Annotated in this window: 19 protein-coding genes; 9 read left to right on the top strand and 10 right to left on the bottom strand. The window is 74.0% G+C overall.

Going from position 1 to position 17846, the window contains the following annotated elements:
* Nucleotides 1-44 precede the first annotated feature (44 nt).
* The 6 genes from ACZ58N_RS11730 to ACZ58N_RS11705 all read right to left on the bottom strand — a co-directional run bounded on the left by ACZ58N_RS11730 (nt 45) and on the right by ACZ58N_RS11705 (nt 4531).
* Nucleotides 45-779, bottom strand: a complete 735-nt coding sequence (locus tag ACZ58N_RS11730) for a class I SAM-dependent methyltransferase (RefSeq protein WP_471157973.1) — start codon at nt 777-779, stop codon at nt 45-47.
* 109 nt (nt 780-888) lie between these two features.
* Complete coding sequence (locus ACZ58N_RS11725; protein WP_471157971.1) at nt 889-1245, bottom strand: hypothetical protein; 357 nt, start codon at nt 1243-1245, stop codon at nt 889-891.
* A 45-nt stretch (nt 1246-1290) separates the two neighbouring features.
* Nucleotides 1291-1620, bottom strand: a complete 330-nt coding sequence (locus tag ACZ58N_RS11720) for a hypothetical protein (RefSeq protein WP_471157970.1) — start codon at nt 1618-1620, stop codon at nt 1291-1293.
* A 167-nt stretch (nt 1621-1787) separates the two neighbouring features.
* The gene (locus ACZ58N_RS11715; protein ID WP_471157969.1) at nt 1788-2666 is read right to left on the bottom strand and encodes an alpha/beta hydrolase; all 879 of its coding nucleotides are present in this window, start codon (nt 2664-2666) and stop codon (nt 1788-1790) included.
* A complete protein-coding gene (locus tag ACZ58N_RS11710) occupies nt 2663-3391 on the bottom strand; it encodes a glucose 1-dehydrogenase (protein ID WP_471157967.1) in 729 nt (242 codons plus the stop codon). The genes ACZ58N_RS11715 and ACZ58N_RS11710 overlap by 4 nt, the downstream gene beginning before the upstream one ends.
* 3 nt (nt 3392-3394) lie before the next feature.
* Nucleotides 3395-4531, bottom strand: coding sequence for an LLM class flavin-dependent oxidoreductase (locus tag ACZ58N_RS11705; protein ID WP_471157966.1), 1137 nt, complete (start codon nt 4529-4531; stop codon nt 3395-3397).
* 61 nt (nt 4532-4592) lie between these two features.
* Between ACZ58N_RS11705 and ACZ58N_RS11700 the strand changes: the two genes are divergently transcribed.
* Nucleotides 4593-5231 (top strand): PadR family transcriptional regulator, encoded by a 639-nt coding sequence (locus ACZ58N_RS11700; protein WP_471157964.1) that lies wholly within the window; start codon nt 4593-4595, stop codon nt 5229-5231.
* Here the strand turns inward: ACZ58N_RS11700 and ACZ58N_RS11695 are convergent.
* On the bottom strand, nt 5150-5746 hold the full coding sequence (locus ACZ58N_RS11695; protein ID WP_471157962.1) for a flavin reductase family protein: 597 nt from the start codon (nt 5744-5746) through the stop codon (nt 5150-5152). The genes ACZ58N_RS11700 and ACZ58N_RS11695 overlap by 82 nt on opposite strands.
* A gap of 148 nt (nt 5747-5894) precedes the next feature.
* Here ACZ58N_RS11695 and ACZ58N_RS11690 point away from each other — a divergent pair, with 148 nt between their 5' ends.
* From ACZ58N_RS11690 to ACZ58N_RS11675, 4 genes are read left to right on the top strand one after another with little or no spacing between them, the layout of a single operon-like run.
* Nucleotides 5895-7478 (top strand): FadD3 family acyl-CoA ligase, encoded by a 1584-nt coding sequence (locus ACZ58N_RS11690; protein WP_471158312.1) that lies wholly within the window; start codon nt 5895-5897, stop codon nt 7476-7478.
* Complete coding sequence (locus ACZ58N_RS11685; protein WP_471157961.1) at nt 7475-8578, top strand: acyl-CoA dehydrogenase family protein; 1104 nt, start codon at nt 7475-7477, stop codon at nt 8576-8578. Before ACZ58N_RS11690 ends, ACZ58N_RS11685 begins: the two co-directional genes overlap by 4 nt.
* Nucleotides 8579-8593: 15 nt before the next feature.
* On the top strand, nt 8594-9322 hold the full coding sequence (locus ACZ58N_RS11680; RefSeq protein ID WP_471157960.1) for a vWA domain-containing protein: 729 nt from the start codon (nt 8594-8596) through the stop codon (nt 9320-9322).
* A 36-nt stretch (nt 9323-9358) separates the two neighbouring features.
* Nucleotides 9359-9886 (top strand): pyridoxamine 5'-phosphate oxidase family protein, encoded by a 528-nt coding sequence (locus tag ACZ58N_RS11675; RefSeq protein ID WP_471157958.1) that lies wholly within the window; start codon nt 9359-9361, stop codon nt 9884-9886.
* On the opposite strand, the gene ACZ58N_RS11670 is transcribed toward ACZ58N_RS11675, so the two are convergent.
* Nucleotides 9879-11210 carry a DUF1906 domain-containing protein gene (locus ACZ58N_RS11670; protein WP_471157956.1) on the bottom strand — a complete coding sequence of 444 codons (1332 nt, stop codon included), beginning with the start codon at nt 11208-11210 and terminating at the stop codon, nt 9879-9881. The two genes, ACZ58N_RS11675 and ACZ58N_RS11670, sit on opposite strands and share 8 nt — an antisense overlap.
* A 323-nt stretch (nt 11211-11533) precedes the next feature.
* Entirely contained in the window at nt 11534-12310 is a 777-nt protein-coding gene (locus tag ACZ58N_RS11665; RefSeq protein ID WP_471157955.1) for a hypothetical protein, read from the bottom strand.
* A 131-nt stretch (nt 12311-12441) separates the two neighbouring features.
* Between ACZ58N_RS11665 and ACZ58N_RS11660 the strand changes: the two genes are divergently transcribed.
* Together ACZ58N_RS11660 and ACZ58N_RS11655 are read left to right on the top strand one after the other, a co-directional pair.
* Nucleotides 12442-15315 (top strand): ATP-binding protein, encoded by a 2874-nt coding sequence (locus tag ACZ58N_RS11660; protein WP_471157953.1) that lies wholly within the window; start codon nt 12442-12444, stop codon nt 15313-15315.
* A gap of 100 nt (nt 15316-15415) precedes the next feature.
* Complete coding sequence (locus ACZ58N_RS11655; RefSeq protein ID WP_471157951.1) at nt 15416-15847, top strand: hypothetical protein; 432 nt, start codon at nt 15416-15418, stop codon at nt 15845-15847.
* A 75-nt stretch (nt 15848-15922) separates the two neighbouring features.
* Here ACZ58N_RS11655 and ACZ58N_RS11650 read toward each other — a convergent pair whose 3' ends face one another.
* Nucleotides 15923-16306 (bottom strand): ATP-binding protein, encoded by a 384-nt coding sequence (locus ACZ58N_RS11650; RefSeq protein WP_471157950.1) that lies wholly within the window; start codon nt 16304-16306, stop codon nt 15923-15925.
* A gap of 147 nt (nt 16307-16453) precedes the next feature.
* Between ACZ58N_RS11650 and ACZ58N_RS11645 the strand changes: the two genes are divergently transcribed.
* Nucleotides 16454-16996, top strand: a complete 543-nt coding sequence (locus ACZ58N_RS11645; protein WP_471157948.1) for a GntR family transcriptional regulator — start codon at nt 16454-16456, stop codon at nt 16994-16996.
* A gap of 3 nt (nt 16997-16999) precedes the next feature.
* Nucleotides 17000-17773 (top strand): GntR family transcriptional regulator, encoded by a 774-nt coding sequence (locus ACZ58N_RS11640; protein ID WP_471157946.1) that lies wholly within the window; start codon nt 17000-17002, stop codon nt 17771-17773.
* Nucleotides 17774-17846 lie beyond the last annotated feature (73 nt).

The raw sequence follows: 17846 nt of genomic DNA, 5'->3' as shown, positions 1-17846 counted from the left end.
AGGGGGCGCGGGCCGGTGGGTGGACGGGTGGGTGGGCGCGGTGGTCAGCCGAGGCGGGCCACGTGGAGGGAGACGACGTACGGCTCCTCGATCGTTCCGGCCGGGAAGAGGCGCTGGAGCCGGGTGCGTTCGGCGTCCATGAAGGCGCGGGTGGCCTCCTCGCCGAGCAGGAGGAAACCGGAGTGGCTGGAGAGGTTCGCGAGGTGCGCTTCGAGGGGGATGCGGCGCGACCAGCCGACGGTCCGGGAGACGAAGTCGACGCCGATGCCCCGGGGGAGGGTGCGGAAGTGGGTGGCGCCGTCGGCGGCGAAGAACGCGCGGATGCGGGCGCCCTGTTCGGCGACCCAGGGCACGGACTCGTCGGAGTCGTTCCACCAGATCGCGAGCGAGCCGCCGGGGCGCAGGACGCGTCGGGCCTCGGGCACGGCCCGGGCGGGGTCGGTCCAGTGCCAGGCCTGGGCGTAGGTGACGAGGTCGAAGGCACCCGTCGCCAGGGGCAGCCGGTCGCCGTCCCCGCGGACGACGGGGACCGCGGGGAGCGCCCGCCGGAACTCGGCGGCCATGCCGTCCCCGGGCTCCACGGCCAGCACCCGGGCTCCGCGCGCGTGCATCGGCCCGGTGCCGATGCCGGTGCCCGCCCCGACGTCGGCCACCCGGGCGCCGGCGAGCGGCCGGCCGGACACTTCCTCGACGGCGTCGTACAGGCCTTCGGGGTAGCCGGGGCGGTGCGCCGCGTAGAGGGCGGCGACTCTGTCGAACGAGCGGGCGCGTGTGGTCATCCCCCATTGTTCGCCCGCCGGACCCCCGCCCACCAGCCCTTTCGGGCAACCGGGCGGGGGTCCGGCGCCGGCGGTCCGGCGCCGGGGGTCCGGACGCGGTCGGGTCGGCTCAGTGGAACTCGCTCACGACCTCGATGCGGCCGACGATGTGCGCGTTGAACTCGGGGAGCTCCTCGGCGGGGACCCACAGCTCCAGGATCGTCTCGCCGCCCGCCTGCCTGACCGGGTAGCGCTCCAGGAAGGCGGAGTCCACCTCGAAGCGGGTCACGTAACCGGCGCCGGAGTGCCGGACGTTCCAGTCCCGGGCGATGCGGGTCGCGTAGTCCTCGTTCAGCACCGGGTAGAAGATCGGCTGCTCGGGCAGTCGGGGCGGCCAGGCGCGATGGTCGAGGGCGCGGACCAGGTCGAGCTCGACGGGGCCGGTGGGACGCCAGAGGGTGGTGGTGGGTGCCGTGGACGGGAACATGGGGCCAGAAGCTACGCGGACGGGGATGCGGGCCGCGAGCGGTTTTCAGCGGCGGGACGGCCTGCGGGAGAGGTGCAGCAGGGTCACGGTCTGGAGCAACAGCAACGCCACGAGACCGGCCCGCGCGGCCAAGGGTTCGGCCGGGCCGCCGTACTGCTCCCAAACGGTGGCCCCGAGCCGGGCGACCCCCACCGCGGTGAGGGCGACGAGGAAGCGGGCGGTGAACTCCGCCCGCGTTCCGTGCGGTACGGCGGAGCCGAGGACGAACACGGCGAGCAAAACGGGGATCCAGGGCGCCCCGACCTCGGACAACAGCAGGGCGGCCCCCGCCTCCACGGCGAGGAGCAGGCAGGCGCGCAGGAGAAATCCAGGCATGGACACATCATGCCGGACCCCTCCCGACGCCGGCCGGGTGGAGCCCGCCCCCGTAACATCCACCACAAGGGCGGGGCCGTAGCACAGCGGTAGTTGCACCCCCCTGCCGGGGTCTGTCATCGAACTCCCGTCTGCCCCGCCCCCACCGCCCGCCCGGCCCCGCCAGGTCACGGCGTCGTCGCCAGCCAGGCGGCCATTCCGGACCGGGCCGCCGCGCCGGCCGGCAGCGGCAGTCCCAGGAAGCCGTGGAAGACGCCCGGGTGGAGCCGGACCTCGCAGTCCACGCCCGCCTCCCCCAGCCGGCGGCCGTACGCAAGCCCCTCGTCCCGCAGCGGGTCGCAGTCCGCGAGGACGATCAGCGTGCGCGGCAGTCCGGCCAGGTCGGGGGCGCACAGCGGGGACACGTGCGGGTGCGCCGGGTCGCCGCCGTACTGGTCCCAGTACCAGGCCATGTGGGCGGCGGTGTGGAAGTGGTCGCGCCCGTACGTGGTCACGGACCCGGAGCCCATCGAGGCGTCCAGCGGCGGGTACGCCAGCAGTTGTCCGGCGACGAGTTCCGGCGCCCGCAGCGCGGTGACGGCGGCCAGGTTGCCGCCGCTGGAGTCGCCCCCGACGACCACCCGCGCCGGGTCGCAGCCCAGCGCGGTCGCTTCGGCCCGGGCCCACAGCAACACGGTCAGCGCGTCGTCGGCCGCCGCCGGCCAGGGGTGTTCGGGGGCCAACCGGTAGTCGGCCGAGACGATCACCGCGCCGGAGGCCAGGGCCAGTTCGCGGCAGAGCCGGTCGTGGGTGTCCAGCCCGCACATCACCCAGCCGCCGCCGTGGAACCAGACGGACAGCGGCCTCCCCTCGGCGCCCGGCGCGGGGTCGTAGATCCGTACGGGGACGCCCGCGGCGACGGTGTCGCGCACGGAGGCCACCTCCGGGCCGGGCGGGCCGGGCACGGCCGCCGCGCGCAGGGCATCCACGTCACCGGGGCCGGGGAAGCCGGCCGTCATCGCGTCGCACAGCAGCCGGGCCGCCGGCGACAGGGAGTCCGCGCTCATCCGGCGGTCAGCCCCCCGTCGACCGCGAACTCGGCGCCCGTCACGTACGAGGAGGCGTCCGAGCACAGGAACAGCACCAGCTCGCCGACCTCCCCCGGGCGGCCCATCCGCCCGAGCGGCACGTGCGACCAGTCCCGGCCGGAGACGGCCCCGGCCACCATCGGGGTGTCGACGGCTCCCGGGTGCACGGAGTTGACCCGGATGCGGTCCCCGGCCAGGTCCAGGGCCGCCGAGCGGGTCAGCCCGCGCAGGGCGAACTTGGTGGAGCCGTAGGCGGCGTGGCCCCGGATCCCGACGAGTCCGGCCGTGGAGGAGATGTTGACGATCGAGCCGCCGCCGGCGGCCCGCAACAGGGGTGCCACGGCCCGGATGCCGAGGAAGGGCCCCAGCAGATTGACCCGCAGCAGCGTCTCGAAGCCCTCGACGCTCTGCTGCTCGACGTGCGCGGTGCGCCACAGGGCGGCGTTGTTGACGAGCGCCGAGACCGTGCCGAAGGCCGATACCGCGGCCTCGGTCACACCGGCCCAGCTCTCGGCGTCGGCCACGTCGTGGTGGACGAAGACCGCCCGGTCGCCGAGTTCCGCGGCGACCGCCCGACCCTCCTCCTCCCGGATGTCGGTGACGACGACCCGCGCCCCCGCCTCCACGCACTGCCGGGCCTCCGCGGCGCCCTGTCCGCGCCCGGCGCCGGTGATGACGACGACCTTCCCGTCCAGCGAGATCACGGCTCAGCCCTCCAGTTCCAGGGCGCGGAAGTGCGGGATGACCTTCTCGCCCCACTGGCGGATGGTCTCCATGCAGGCCTCCTGCGGCACGGTGCCCATCTGGATCAGGCACATGACCTCGTCGACGCCGATCTCGCGGAGCTGCTCCACGTAGGCGATGGCCGTCTCGGCGCTGCCGTAGGCGTGTTCCGCGTTGTAGGTGCCGGTGTCGACCGGGCGGGCCGGGATGTTCGCCTCGTGGAGACGGGCGACGAGCTCCTCGCGGCCCTGGGCGAGGGCGGCGACATGGGAGGCGGCGTCCTCGTCCTCCGCGTATCCGGTGGGCGCGGGGGCGTTGCCGTACCAGTGGGCGATGGACTCGGCGAAGAACCGTTGCCCGCGGGTGCCCAGCCGCAGGGCGCGTTCGGCGTCGTCGAGGACGATCGTCGGGCACAGCGCGGAGAGGTGGTCGTTGACCTCGCTCGACACCAGGCGCTCGCCGGTGCGGGCGGCGATGGCCTCGTCGTAGACCTTCCGCATGGCGCGCACGTCATCGGCGCCGGCGAAGCCCATCACCAGGGCGCCGATGCCCAGTTCGGCGGCGAGCTTGAGGGTGTCGTGCTTGGAGCAGGCCATGAACAGCGGCGGGTGCGGGTCCTGCACGGGCCGGGGCAGGATGGCCCCGGGGCCGATGTCGATGGAGCCGTGCCACTCGAACTCCGGCTCGCGCCAGGCCGCGGAGAAGATCCGCAGCGCCTCCTCCATCTGCGGGTAGGTGTCCTCGGGGCGCACCCCGTACATGGACATCTCCTGGCGGGTGGCCCCGCGGCCCGCGCCGATGTCGACGCGGCCCCCGGAGAGCACGTCGAGCATGGCGGCCCGCTCGGCCACGCGGACGGGGTGCTGGTAGCCGAAGGGCATGGTGACCACCCCGTGGCCGATGCGGATCTTCCGCGTCCGGGCGGCGACCCAGGTCAGGAAGATCTCCGAGGCGCTCATGTGGGCGTACTGGGTCAGCGAGTGGTGTTCGACCGCCCAGATCCGGTCGAAGCCCATCTCCTCGGCGAAGACGGCCTGTTCGACGCAATTGTGGATGACCCGGCGTTCGCGTTCGGGGGTGGGGTCGACGAGCTGCGCCTCGAAGATCATCGAGAACTTCACGGTGAGGTTCCTCCGTCCGGGACCTGCGCATGTATTTCTAATAGGAATACTTCTAGCAGTCATGCCCTTCGGGGGGAAGAGCACTGCGGGGAGCGGTCGTAGACTGCGCTGCGTGGCAGACGAGACGAACAGGCGCACGCTCCCCGCGACCAGCTGGGCGGTGCTCGGGCTGCTCTCCTTCGGCGAGGAGCTGTCGGGCTACGACCTGAAGAAGTGGTCGGACTGGTCCCTGCGCTTCTTCTACTGGAGCCCGTCCTTCAGCCAGATCTACAGCGAGCTCAAGCGACTGGAGAAGGCCGGCTACGCCACCTCGCGGTTGATCGCCCAGGACACCGGCACCCGCGACAAGCGCGTCTACCGGATCACCGACGAGGGCATGACGGCCGTTCGGGAGTGGGCGCGCGAGGCGCCCGTGGACCCGCCGGTGCTCAAGCACGGACCGATGCTGCGGATGTGGCTGGGCCACCTGCTGGAGCCGGAGCGGATGCGCGAAGTGCTGCTCGGGCACCAGGAGTTCGCCGAGAAGATGCGCCGTCGGGCGGTGGCCGACACCGAGGGCGCGAAGGACGAGGCGGCATGGGCGTACCCCGCGCTCACCCTCAAGTGGGCCGAGCGCTACTACGCCTCCGAACGGGACCTCGCCGCGGCCATGCTGGAGGACATCGACGCCCTCGCCCCGGAGTCCGGCAAGCGCCCGTAGGAGCGCCGGAAGTAGAGCAGCGGCGCACCGTCGCGGTGGGCCGTGAGCGTGGTGACGCGGCCGAGCGCGATGAGGTGGTCGCCGCCGTCGAGCACGTCCTCCAGGGCGCATTCCACGGTCGCGAGGACCCCGTCGAGCAGGGGCGCGCCCACCGTGCCCGGCCGCCAGGGGACATCGGCGAACTTATCGCCGCCGGTGACGGCGAAGCGGCGGCACAACGCCTCCTGGTCCGCCGCCAGGATGTTGACGGCGAAGGCTCCCGCGGCGCGGATCCGCGGCCAGGTGGCCGAGGTGCGGGCCGGGCAGAAGCAGACCAGCGGCGGGTCGAGCGAGACGGACGAGAAGGATTGCACGGCCATCCCGACGGGGCGGCCGTCGCTCCCGCACGCCGTGATGACGGCGACACCCGTGCAGAAGCTGGACAGGACCGCCTTCATGTCCGCGCTCCCGGGGCCGGAGGGCGCGCGGGTCGGGCGGGGGTCGGGCGGGGTGGACGAAGTGGTGGGGGTCGACATGAGGGGCCTCCCGAGAAGGTTGTTCCTACTAGGTATATGCCTAACCGAAACAGCTGTGATTGGATACCGCCCACGCTCGCTCGTCAAGTAGGGAGGGTTCGTGACCAGCCCCCGCCAGACCCCGCAAGTGCCCCCGCCGACACCGCGGATGACCCCCGGGCCGCCCCCGCCGCCCGCCACGCTCGCCCTGCTCCCCCAGTACGCCGCCGCCGCGTACGGGGAGCGCGAGGCACTGGCCGACGGGGAGGTCCGCTGGAGCTTCGACCGGTTGGCCGCCGAGATCGCCGCCGCGGCCCGCGCGGCCGTCGCGCACGGCATCCGGCCCGGCGACCGGGTCGCCGTACAGGCCCCCAACAGCCGCCACTGGATCACCGCCGCCCTCGGCGCGGTCGGCGTCGGCGCCGTACTCGTCCCGGTCAACACCCGCTACAAGCCCGCCGAGGCCGCCGACATCATCCGCCGCAGCGGCGCCCGCGTCCTGTTCACCGAACGCGGCTTCCTCGGCACCGACTACGCCCGCGACCTGCACGCCTCCGGCGAGGACCTCGGGGCGCTCGCCTCCACCGTGATCCTGCGCGGCGGCAGCGGCCCGGAGTCGTACGGGGCGTACCTCGCCGCCGGGGAGTCCGTGCCCGATTCCGAACGCGCGGCCCGGGCCGCCCGCGTGCGCCCCGAGGACCTCGGCGACCTCCTCTACACCTCCGGCACCACCGGACGGCCGAAGGGCGTGATGACCACCCACGGCCAGAGCGTGCGGCTGTACGCCTCCTGGTCGGACCTGGTCACCCTGCGCACCGGCGACCGGTACCTGCTGGTCAACCCGTTCTTCCACACCTTCGGCTACAAGGCCGGGATCCTCGCCTGCCTGCTGCGCGGGGCCACCATGCTCCCCGAGGAACGCTACGACGCCGACCGCGTCCTGACCCGCATGGCCGCCGAACGGGTCACCTGCCTGATGGGCCCGCCGACCGTCTTCCACGGCCTGATCCACCACCCCGACCGGGCCGCCCACGACCTCTCGGCGCTGCGCCTGGCCGGCACCGGGGCCGCCTCGGTTCCCGCCTCCCTCGTCGAGGAGATCCGCGGCGAGCTCGGCGCCCCGGAGGTGTTCACCGCCTACGGACTGACCGAGTCCGGCGGCGTCGTCTCCGTCTGCCCCACCGACGCCGACGCCCGGACCGTCGCGCACACCGTCGGCCCGCCCCTGCCCGACACCGAGGTCCGCATCACCGGCCCGCTCGGGGCCGTGCTGCCCGCCGGGGAGCCGGGTGAGGTGCAGGTCCGCGGCTACCACGTCACCCCGGGCTACCTGGACGACCCGGCGGCCACCGCCGAGGCCATCCTGCCCGGCGGCTGGCTGCGCACCGGGGACGTCGGCGTCCTGGACTCCCGGGGCTACCTCTCCATCACCGACCGGTTGAAGGACATGTACGTCGTCGGCGGCTTCAACGCCTACCCCGCCGAAGTGGAGAACGTCCTGCTCACCCACCCCGCCATCGCCGACGCCGCCGTCGTCGGCGCCCCCGACGAGCGCCTCGGCGAGGTCGGGGTCGCCTTCGTGGTCACCACCGCCCCGGTCACCACCGAGGAACTCACCGCCTGGACCCGCGAGCGGCTGGCCAACTTCAAGGTGCCCCGGCGCTTCACCCTGCTGCCGGAACTCCCGCGCAACGCGGGCGGCAAGCTGCTGAAGGCCGGACTGCGCCGCACCGCGCGAGAGGAGTCCGCGTGAGCTCCCCCGACCCGACGCCCCTCGACCCGACCCCGGAGCAGGAGCAACTGCGTGACGCCGTACGGGCGGTCCTCGCCCGGCATCCCGGCCACGCCGCCTGGTCGCCGCTGACGGGGCAGGTCGGCGCTGCCGCGCTGGCGGTGCCCCCGGAGTACGGCGGCCTGGGCTGCGGACCGGCCGAGACCGGGGTGGTGATGGCGGAGCTGGGCCGCACGCTGAGCCCCGTGCCGTACCTGGGCTCGGCGGTGCTCACCGTGGAGGCCCTGCTCGCGGCCGGGGACCGGCGGGCCTGCGAGGAACACCTGCCGCGGCTCGCGGAGGGCTCCGCGGTGGGCGCGCTGGCCTGGGCGGAGGAACCCGAGGAGGGCGGCGGACGCGGCAGTTGGGAAGCCGCAGACCTGCGTACCCGGGCCGAGTCGGCCGGGGGTGCCGACCCGCTGCTCACGGGCGTCAAGCGGTACGTCATGGCGGGCCCGGCCGAGCCCTCCCTGATCCTGGCGTTCGCCCGCGACGGGGACACCGGCCGGCTCGGCCTGTACGAACTCACCGCCCCGCCGGCCGGGTTCACCGTACGGTCCACGATGGACCCGAGCCGGCCGCTCGCGGAGCTGACCCTGGACCGCACCCCGGCCCGGCTGCTGTCCGCGGACGGCGGGGCGGTCCTGGAGCGGGTCCGTGACGCGGCGTGCACCGCGCTGGCCGCCGAACAGTCGGGGGCCGCCGCGCGGGCCCTGGAGGTGACGGTCGCCCACGCGAAGGACCGCCTGCAGTTCGGCCGCCCCATCGGCTCCTTCCAGGCGGTCAAACACCGCCTCGCCGACATGCACACCGCCGTCGAGACCTCCCGGGCCCTCGCCGTGGCGGCGGCCGTCGCCGGCGCCCCGCCGGAGCTCGCGGCGGCCGCCCGGTCCGCGTGCACACAGGCGTTCGCGTACGTCGCGGGCGAGATGATCCAACTGCACGGCGGCATCGGCATCACCTGGGAACACGAGGCCCACCTCTTCTTCAAGCGGGCCCACGGCTGCGGCCAGTTGTTCGGGACGCCGGCCGTGCACCGGGAACGGCTTGCCGCGATGCTCGGATTCGCTCCCCCGGCCTGACGTACCCTCGGGGCCATGACGGGCAGCGCGATCGACCTCCGCAAGGTGCGGGAAACCGCTCCGTCCCTGGTGAACCTGTACAAGAGCGCCGGGGTCTCGCTGCGCAAGCACGGCCTGGAGGGCGGGCGCGCCGCGGTGTACCTGGTCCTCGACCACTCCGGGTCGATGCGCCCGTACTACCGCGACGGCAGCGTCCAGGCCCTCGCCGACCGGGTCCTGGGCCTGTCCGCACACCTGGACGACGACGGGCGGATCCCGGTGGTGTTCTTCTCCACCGAGGTCGACGCCGTCGAGGAGATCACCCTCGGCGGGCACGAGGGCCGCATCGACGCGATCGTCTCCGGCCTCGGCCACATGGGGAGGACGTCCTACGACGCGGCGATGGAAGCCGTCATCGACCACTACCTGGACTCGGGGGCGGGCGAACCGGCCCTGGTCGTCTTCCAGACGGACGGCGGCCCGCTCAGCAGGCTCGCGGCGGAGAGGTACCTGTGCAAGGCGGCCCGTCTTCCGCTGTTCTGGCAGTTCGTCGGCTTCGGCAACACCCGCAGCAACCAGTTCGACTTCCTGCGCAGGCTGGACGAACTGCCCGTCCCCGCGAAACGGGTGGTGGACAACGCCGGCTACTTCCACGCCGGCGCCGACCCGCGGGCGATGGCGGACTCGGAACTCTACGACCGGCTCCTCGGCGAGTTCCCGCAATGGCTCGTCGCGGCCCGCGCGGCGGGGATCGTGCGCGCCTGACCGCCCGTCGTCGACCCCTCGCGCTTTGATGGAGGGATGACGACGAACAACTGGTCCGCGTTCGAGACGGCGGAACCCGAATTCGCGGCGGCCGTCCGGGCCCGTTTCGCCCAGTTCCCGCACCACGTCCTCGCCACCCTCCGCAAGGACGGCTCCCCCCGGGTGGCGGGCCTCAACGTGGAGTTCCGCGGCGGCGAACTGTGGCTCGGCATGATGGCGGGGTCCATGAAGGCCATGGACCTCCGGCGCGATCCGCGGTTCGCCCTGCACACCAACCCCGGTGAGGGCGAAACGATGCCCGACGGGGACGTACGGATCTCCGGTCGGGCCGTCGAGATCGTCGACCCGCCGGAGCTGCACCGCTACGCGGAGGAGACGGAGAGCCCGCACCCCTTCCACCTCTTCCACGCCGACCTGACCGAGGTCGTCCACATCGGCGTGGACGGCGACGACCTGGTGGTGCGTGCGTGGACCCCGGCGGGCGGCGTGCGCACCCTGCGCCGGGGCAACGACGACGAGCCTCCCCGCGAGGACCCACCGGGCGAGCGGCCGTCCGTCAGCTGAGCGACGGGAGGGCGACGACGGGTCCCAGCGCGGCCGGGTCGACGTCCAGCCAGTTCCGGTCGATGTTGAGCGTCACCCCGCCGTACGTCGCGTCGTGGTCGCCCCGGAACTGGTGGGCCCGGCGCGGCCCCACCCACTGCGGGGTGCGCCCGGTCAGCCCCATGTCCTTGTCGGAGACCGACGCCGCGCCGTTCCACTGGGCGCCCCACAGCACGTCGGGCATGGCCTGGGGGGCCTGGTGGTAGTGGGCGCTGAGCGCCTTCACGCCGGAGCTCGCGGCCACGTACGCCCCCGAGCGGAAACCCCGCTCGTGCAGCCGGACCGTCCACGCCGTGAGGTAGGCCACCGAGGGGGCGTCCCAGGTCGCGCGGTCGGAGTAGTTCTCCAGGTCGTTGTAGAGCACCGTGCCCTCGGGCAGTCCGAGCGAACGCGCCGCGTCCACCGCCCCGTCGGCGGCGGCCCTGCCCTGCTCGTTCGCCCGGGACGGGTCGGTCGACAGCCCGGTGCTCTTGCTGTGCCAGGGCTGCGGGCCCACCCAGATCGGCATCAGGTGCCAGCCCGCGGCGGCCTGCCGGCGGACCCAGGCCGCCGTCAGCTGCGGCTGGGCGCAGGCCCGGGCCCGGCCGCCGATGTACACGCCGACCGCCCGGAAGGGTGAGCCGGCCCGCCAGCTGTCCATCGAACGCTGGGTCGGGGCGGTGCAGGCGTCGAACCCCTCGCCGGTGAAGGCCTCCTGGGCGGAGCGGGGCGCCCGAACGGCGGCCCGGACGGCGGCCCGGACGGCGCCCGCGACGGGGGCGGCCGGCCGCGATCGGGTGGCGGCGCCCTCGGCCCCGGCCGGGGCCCGGCCGGCCGCGACGGCCCGCGCCAGGAGGCCCCGTACGGTGTCGGGCTCGGCCCCGTAGGAGAGGGTGGCCATCACCCCGGAGCGGCGCAGGGCGTACCGCACCTCGTTGCTGTCGCCCCGGGCCGGGGGCAGGGCCCGGCCCCCGTCGACCGCGAGGGTGGGGATGTCGGCGCGCGGCGGGGTTCCGGCGATCGGCTCCAGGTGGAGGGTGTCGGCGCGGGTGGCGGCGGCCCTGCCGGTGCATTCGCTCTGGGTGCCGGCGTGTCCGAGGTACAGGGTGGGCACGTCCAGGCGCAGGCACGTCTCGGGGTGCCGGTCGAGGTCGATGACCCGCCAGTCGGCGGGGAGGTCCAGGCGCAGCCCCTGGTAGTCGACGGTCCGCTCGTCCGCGGCGGCGCCGACGGCGGGTGACAGGGACGCGACGGGCAGCAGGAGGGCGGCGCCCAACAGGCGGCGCAGCAGCGTTCGGGAGGGCATGGGGCCCAGAGTTACCAGAGTGCGCGGCCGCCCTGCCGGGGCCGTGGGCGGCGCGGATGGTCCGTCCGGCCCCAGGGTCCCCGCACCGGAACGACTTTCGGTTGCGGCGTTCCTGACGCCGTGGCGGGTGGGACCGCCTCCCCGTCACCCGCACGAGCGAACCGACCCTCCGGGCCGCGTCGGGGCCCCGATCGGGCCCCTGCCGCAGCCCGGGACCGCGGCGGGGACGGGGCCGGGGCCGGACCGAGACCGCGACCGAGACCGCGACCGCGACCGGACGGCGTGCACCCCCGTGGCGCGCCGTCCGGTCGCCGGCGTTCCGGTCAGCAGGATTTCGCGTCCGACGGTGGTACGAACACCGCGTCGAGGGCCCGGTCCACGTCGAGGTCCACCGAGGTCCAGTCCAGCGAGACGGATCCGCCGCTGGTGAAGCTCAGTTCGTCCGGGAGGTCGTCCATGGTGATCTCCTCGCCGACGTGGACGACGGACAGGGTGCCCGAGCACTTCTTGACGGCGGGCGGTGCGCTCCCGCCGTGGGCGAAACCCTCCTGCGGGCCCACGCCGACCGTGACGGTGTTGATGGGCTCGTACGCGAACGCGTACCGGTCGGGCTCGGCGGTGGGCCGCGCGCCGAGACCTCCCGTCAGGGACGGCAGGGGTGGCAGGGGTGGCAGGGTCAACCGGCTCGGCGTCGGCGTGGGCCCGCCCGGGATCTTCGTCGTCTCGACCCAGAAGTGACTCACCTTCACGGGCACCGGCTCGCAGGAACGGTTGTCGTCCGCCGGGAAGATCATGACGCCGTCGTCCAGGATGAACAGGGCGGGGTCCAGGGGCCGGTCGTTGTGCTTCAGGTTCTTGAGGTAGTCGAGGCGTTGCGCGTCGTCCATGCCGGCCGTGGGCACGCACGCGAAGGTGGGCGACGGGCTCGGGGCGGGCGACGAAGGGGCCGGCGGCGTGGGCGTCGCGGGGTCGTACGTGGTGGAGCGGGACGGCTCCGCCCCGACCCGGGAATCGCCCCCGCAGCCCGTCACCGCCAGGAGCGGTACGGCCAGGAGCGAAGCAGTCAGGAACGGCACGGCGGAAACGGGTAATCGGCGCATGCGGCCTCCTCGTCGGGCGCGGCCGGGAACTCTTCCGATGCTGCCGGCCGATCCGCGGCGGCGGCATCCGTAGGACCGCCTACGTATCCCCGGACCCGATTGCGGGTACCGCTGTCCCCGGGGAGGGCGCGATGCTGCACGGAACGACGCCACTGGTGGGCCGGGGGGCCGAACTGGACCGGCTGGACGAGGTGATCGCGGGCGCGGGCGCGCCGCCGGGCATCGTCGACCTCACCGGGGCGGCGGGCATCGGCAAGAGCCGGCTGCTGACCGAGGTGTGCCGGCGGGCCGCCCGGCGCGGGCTGACCGTACTGCGCGGGCGGGCCACGGAGTACGAGCGGCACATCCCCTTCCGGGTGTTCACCGACGCGTTCGCCGATCTGGATCCGGAGCTGCTGCACGGCCTGGCCGGCGAGGGCCCGGCGGCCCCGGTCCTCGCCGCGACGGGGGCCGGTCCGGACGGCGGGGAGGGGGCCGCCGCCGACCGGTTCGCCGCGCACCGCGCGACGTCCCGACTGCTGACCGGGCTGGGCGGGCGCGGCGGGGCCGGGCTCCTCATCGCCCTGGACGACCTGCACTGGGCCGATCCGGCCTCCCTGGAGCTCCTCGACCACCTGGTGCGCCATCCCGTGCCCGCCCCCGTCGTCGTCATCGGGGCGCGGCGCGACCGGCAGACCTCGCCCTCGCTGGACGCCGCGCTGACCCGGGGCATCGACACGGGCGCCGTGCTGCGGCTGGGCCTCGGGCCGCTCCCGGAACGGGACTGCGTGGCGCGCCTCGCCCCGACCCTGCCTCCCGCGCGCGCCGCCCGGCTGTACGCGGCGAGCGGCGGCAATCCGTTGTACTTCCTCGCCCTGCTCCAGGGCCAGGCCACCGGACCGGCCGTGCCCACGGGCGGCCTGACCGCGCTGCTGCTGGACGAGCTGACCCCGCTCACCGCCACCCAGCGCCGTACCGCCGAGGCGGTGGCCGTGCTCGGCGACCAGGCGACCACGCCGATGCTGGTGCTCACCGGCGCGGCGCCGGGCCCCGGCGTGCCCGCCGGCACCGCCGCCCACACCACCCTCGACGCCGACCTCGACGTCCTGATCGGCCGGGACCTGTTGCGCCCGGGCCCGGGCGGGAGCTGGTCGCTGCGGCATCCGGTGCTGCGGTCCGTGGTGTACGAGAACACCGAGCACCGGCGCCGCACCGGCATGCACCGCCGGGCGGCGGCCGTGCTGACCGGGGCGAACGCGTCCGCGTCCGTGCGCGCCCACCACGTGGAGCGGGCGCTTACGGGCTGGGACCCCGGGGCGGCGGCGACCCTGCTGGAGGCGGCCGACGAGGCGCGGACCACCGCCCCCGCGAGCTGCGCCCACTGGCTCGGGGTGGTGTTGGGGATGCTGCCGGACACCCCCGAACACGGCGCACGGCGCCGGGAACTGCTGCTGCGGCGGGCGCGCGCGTTGAGCGTGTGCGGTGAGCTGCGGGAGAGCCGGAGCGTGTTGTACGAGCTGATCGCGCGGGTCGACGCCGCCGAGGACGGCGGGCTGCGGTCCGCCGCCGTGACCCTGTGTGCCTCGATGGAGCGCCACCTCGGGGACTACGGGGCGGCGGTGGCGCTGCTGCGCCGTGAGCTGTCGCGTCGACCGGCGCCCGCCCCTGCCGACGCGCTGGCCCTGGGACTGGAGTTGGGCTCGTCCGCTCCGCACGCGCTGGCCTACTCCGAGGTGCGGGGCGACGTACTGCGCACCTACGGGCTGGCGCTGCGGCTGGGCAACGAGCCGGCGGCGGCGGGGGCGCTGACGACGGCCGCCCTCGGGGAGACGTACGGCGGGGATCCGGCGACGGCCCGGCGGTTGGCCGACCGGGCCGCGGCCCGCGTCGACGCGCTGACCGGGTACGAGCTGCCAGAACTGTCGGAGTCGTTGGCCCGGCTGGCGTGGACGGAGTTCTACCTGGACCGCTACCCGGAGGCGGAGCGGCACGCCGACCGGGGGCTCGCCCTCGCCCGTCGCGTCGGCCCCCTCCACCTGCTGCCGCACCTCCTGCTGTGCAAGGCGGTCGTGCGCATGAATTCCTGCCGGCTGGTGTCGGCGTTGGAACTGTGCGACGAGGCGGAGGGCATCGCCCGCGGCATCGGCAGTGACGAACTCCTCGCGCTGGTCGTCGGCAACAAGGCCCAGGTGATGTTGGCGGCCCTGCCGCCGGGCGACGGCGCCGCCCTGGCGACGGCCGAGGAAGGGGTCGCGCTGGCCGGCTCGCGCAGCAGTTGGTGGACCTCGCTGGCCTGGTGCGTCCTGAGCTACGCCTCGCTGTACGCCGGGGACCACCGGCGGGCCCGGTCCGCGATGCTGCGGGCCGGTCGGGGTCCGGAACTCACCGGGCTCCAACCGACGATGCGGCCCCTGTTCCTGGAGGCGCTGGTGCACTCGGCGGTCGCGGCGGGCGAGCCGGCGCAGGCGCAGGAGTGGGCCGACCGGGCGGCGGCGGACGCCGAGCGGCTGGGGCTGGCCGCCCAGCGGGCCTCGGCGCTGCGCAGCGCGGGCGCCGTACTGGCGGCCCGGGGCGAGCCCGGCCCGGCGGCGGAGCACTACGTCCGGGCGGCCGTGGAGTCGGCGCGGGTGGGCGCGACCCTCTGGGAGGCGCAGGCCCTGCTGACGGCCGCCGGCCTGACGGGCCTGGCCGGTGACCCGGAGGGGGCGGCGGCCCTGTGGCGGCGGGCGCGGGGGCTGGCGGAGGCGGGCGGGGCCCGCCTGCTGACGGGCCTCGCGGACCTGTTCCCCCCGCCGGAGCAGGCACCCCCGGCCCCGGCTGCCGCGCCGCTCCCCCTGCTCACGCCCCGCGAGCGGCAGATCGCCGCCCTGGTGACGGAGGGGCTGACGACCCCGGCCATCGCGGCGCGGCTCTACCTGAGCCCGCGTACGGTCGACACCCACCTGGCGCACATCTACCGCAAGACGGGCGTCACGACGCGCTCCGCGCTGGCTGCCCTGGCCGCCCGGTCGGCGCCGGCTCCGTGAACCCCGGTCGGGCCCCCGTCCGTCCGGCTCCGGGGGTGTTGTCGGTGGAGCCGGTTAGCGTGGTTCGCGTCGAACACGTTCGCGAACTCATGGGGGAAACATGAAGCACACGCACGCGTCCGGGGCCCGTGGGGTGGTCACGCTCGCTGCCGCCGGCGCCGCTCTGGCGATGACGCTCGGGGCCGGCCAGTCCCATGCGGGCGAGGAACTCATCGGGTATCCGGGGCCGGACGGCCTGATCTGGGTCCAGGAGCAGGTCGGTGACGGCGGCTTCGTCTCGGGCGGGCTGGCGCCGTGGCTCGACGGGTTCACCACCTTCGCCTGCGAGGGCGGCGGCAGCATCGAGGTCACGTTCCGTCTCGACGATCACCCCGACCGGAATCCGGCGCCCTTCACCCTGGACTGCCCGTCCGGCAGCCCGGCCCGTGTCACCGTCCCCCTCGGCACCGGCCTCAAGGGCGGCTTCGGCGCCGAGGTGAAGGCCTCGTCCCCGTCCATACGCTGGGGCGCCACGGTGGTCCAGCCGGAGTAGCCGTCCTGGAAGGTGCCCGCCCCCTCGATGCGCGGAGGCGGCGGGCAATGGGAACGCCGATATCTCGGCCCGGACTCAAGGCGACTTGAACCGAGCCCAGGCCGTTTTACCGACCGGGTCATCGCGGATCTCGAATTCGTCCGCGAGGGCGGTCACCAGCCAGAGCCCCCGACCCCGCTCGGCGTCAGGTTCCGGGTGTTGCACAGTCGGGCGACCCGGCCCGCTGTCGCGCACTTCGAGCCACAGGATCCCCGCCCCTTGGCCAATGCGGACGGAGAACTCACGCCCCCACGGAACTCCATGCAGCACGGCGTTCGAAGCGAGCTCCGAAACGCAGAGCCGCATGTCGTCCCGCCGCTCGTGCGCACCCCACTCGGCGAGCGTGTCACCGACGAACTGCCTGGCAGCACGCACCGAGGTGCGCGCGCGAGGGAAACGCTGCTGCCGGGACAAGGACACAGGCCCCACCGCCTTCACTCTGTGCTTCCAGAACCACACCGAACGTATCGCTGTTCGCGAAAAGCAGCAAGGTTTGCGAGGGTGGGTTCACTCCATCCCGTCGCATACCGTGGGGGGTTGGAGCACCCACCACATCCAGGAGGCATCGTGAGCGGCAATGAGTGGACCAGCACATCGATGCCGTACCTGACCCCGCGAGCCGCCGACACCACCGACGCGTGGGCCGACGAGGCCAGGGCGGTGGGCCGCACCGGGAGTCAGCGCATCGTCCACGCGGGCAAGGTTCCGGCGCCCGCAGACGTAGCGCCCCTCCTGCACCTGCCCGAGGGAGACCCCGTGGTGGTGCGCCGCCGGATCATCGAACTCGACGGCGAGCCAAACGAGTTGACGGACACGTACTACCCGGCGGACATTGCCTCGGGCACCCCTCTGGCTGCGAAGGAAAAAATCCGTGGCGGCGCCGTGACCCTCCTCGCCACACTCGGACACGTGGGCGTACGGGTCGTGGAGAATGTGACGGCAAGGATGCCGCGCGCCGAGGAGCGTGAGCAGCTCCGCCTCGGCTCAGGCGAACCAGTGCTCCAACTCGCGCGCGTTACCTATGACACGGCGGACCGACCCATCCAAGCGGACGTGATGGTCATGCCGGCCACCCGTCAACAGCTGCGGTACGAGATCAGGATCGGTTGACCTGTGCCCCACTCCGAAGCCGAAGCACTCGATCCACGGCCCCTCCACGCCCGCATCGCTGCCGATCTCCGAGACGAGATCATGAGCGGCAGTATCGCGCCAGGAGCCAGACTGCCGTCGACCGCACAATTGAAGGCCCGGTTCGACGCCTCCAACGCCACGATTCAAAAGGCCGTTCAGCTACTGAAGGACGAAGGACTCGCGATCGGTCGCGCGGGCGCCGCCGTGACGGTACGGGAGAACCGCCAGCGAACGCTCCGGCCCTCGAAATCCCTCACTCGGGCGGTGGGCGGAGAAGCGTACCCGTGGCTGGCCGAGCTCTCCGAGCAGCCTTCGGCCGCGCGCAGCACCCTGCTCGCGGTCGAAGAGGTACGCATCACTGGTGACGTCGCCGCCGCACTCGGATCCCCCGAGGGGAGTCCGGCCGTGTGTCGCCGCCAGCTGATCCGCATCGATGGCGAACCTGCGGAGCTGGTGAATTCGTACTATCCGCCGGACATCGCCCACGGCACTCCGCTGGCCGAACCGCGCAGGATCCGAGGAGGCACGCCGACGCTCCTCGCGGAACTGGGGTTCCCACCCCGTCACAGCGTCGACCGGATCTCCGCCAGGGTCGCTACGCAGGAGCAGTACACCGCCCTCCGACTACCCGGTGATCTTCCGGTCCTCCGCACCCTTCGCACGGTGTACGGAGACGACCGGCGACCCATCGAGGTCACGGTGATGGTCAAGGCCGGGCACCTCTACGAGCTGCAATACGAGTTCGATCCCGAATAACCGCCCCCCGGACGCCACGGCGCCCGTCATCCCTGGTCGGGGACATGACGGGCGCCGTGTCGGGGTTCCGCAC

The sequence above is a fragment of the Streptomyces sp. NPDC040432 genome (genome assembly GCF_055595445.1).
The sequence above is the reverse complement of the archived record's forward strand: the minus strand, read 5'-3'. Positions and strand labels throughout refer to the sequence as shown.

Excerpts from the sequence above, each read along its gene's own strand:
- ACZ58N_RS11715 (WP_471157969.1), bottom strand. The coding sequence starts at position 2,666 with ATGAGCGCGGACTCCCTGTCGCCGGCGGCCCGGCTGCTGTGCGACGCG.
- ACZ58N_RS11655 (WP_471157951.1), top strand. The coding sequence starts at position 15,416 with ATGAAGCACACGCACGCGTCCGGGGCCCGTGGGGTGGTCACGCTCGCT.
- ACZ58N_RS11665 (WP_471157955.1), bottom strand. The coding sequence starts at position 12,310 with ATGCGCCGATTACCCGTTTCCGCCGTGCCGTTCCTGACTGCTTCGCTC.
- ACZ58N_RS11680 (WP_471157960.1), top strand. The coding sequence starts at position 8,594 with ATGACGGGCAGCGCGATCGACCTCCGCAAGGTGCGGGAAACCGCTCCG.
- ACZ58N_RS11670 (WP_471157956.1), bottom strand. The coding sequence starts at position 11,210 with ATGCCCTCCCGAACGCTGCTGCGCCGCCTGTTGGGCGCCGCCCTCCTG.
- ACZ58N_RS11700 (WP_471157964.1), top strand. The coding sequence starts at position 4,593 with ATGCCCTTCGGGGGGAAGAGCACTGCGGGGAGCGGTCGTAGACTGCGC.
- ACZ58N_RS11720 (WP_471157970.1), bottom strand. The coding sequence starts at position 1,620 with ATGCCTGGATTTCTCCTGCGCGCCTGCCTGCTCCTCGCCGTGGAGGCG.
- ACZ58N_RS11695 (WP_471157962.1), bottom strand. The coding sequence starts at position 5,746 with ATGTCGACCCCCACCACTTCGTCCACCCCGCCCGACCCCCGCCCGACC.
- ACZ58N_RS11675 (WP_471157958.1), top strand. The coding sequence starts at position 9,359 with ATGACGACGAACAACTGGTCCGCGTTCGAGACGGCGGAACCCGAATTC.
- ACZ58N_RS11690 (WP_471158312.1), top strand. The coding sequence starts at position 5,895 with ATGACCCCCGGGCCGCCCCCGCCGCCCGCCACGCTCGCCCTGCTCCCC.
- ACZ58N_RS11725 (WP_471157971.1), bottom strand. The coding sequence starts at position 1,245 with ATGTTCCCGTCCACGGCACCCACCACCACCCTCTGGCGTCCCACCGGC.
- ACZ58N_RS11660 (WP_471157953.1), top strand. The coding sequence starts at position 12,442 with ATGCTGCACGGAACGACGCCACTGGTGGGCCGGGGGGCCGAACTGGAC.
- ACZ58N_RS11730 (WP_471157973.1), bottom strand. The coding sequence starts at position 779 with ATGACCACACGCGCCCGCTCGTTCGACAGAGTCGCCGCCCTCTACGCG.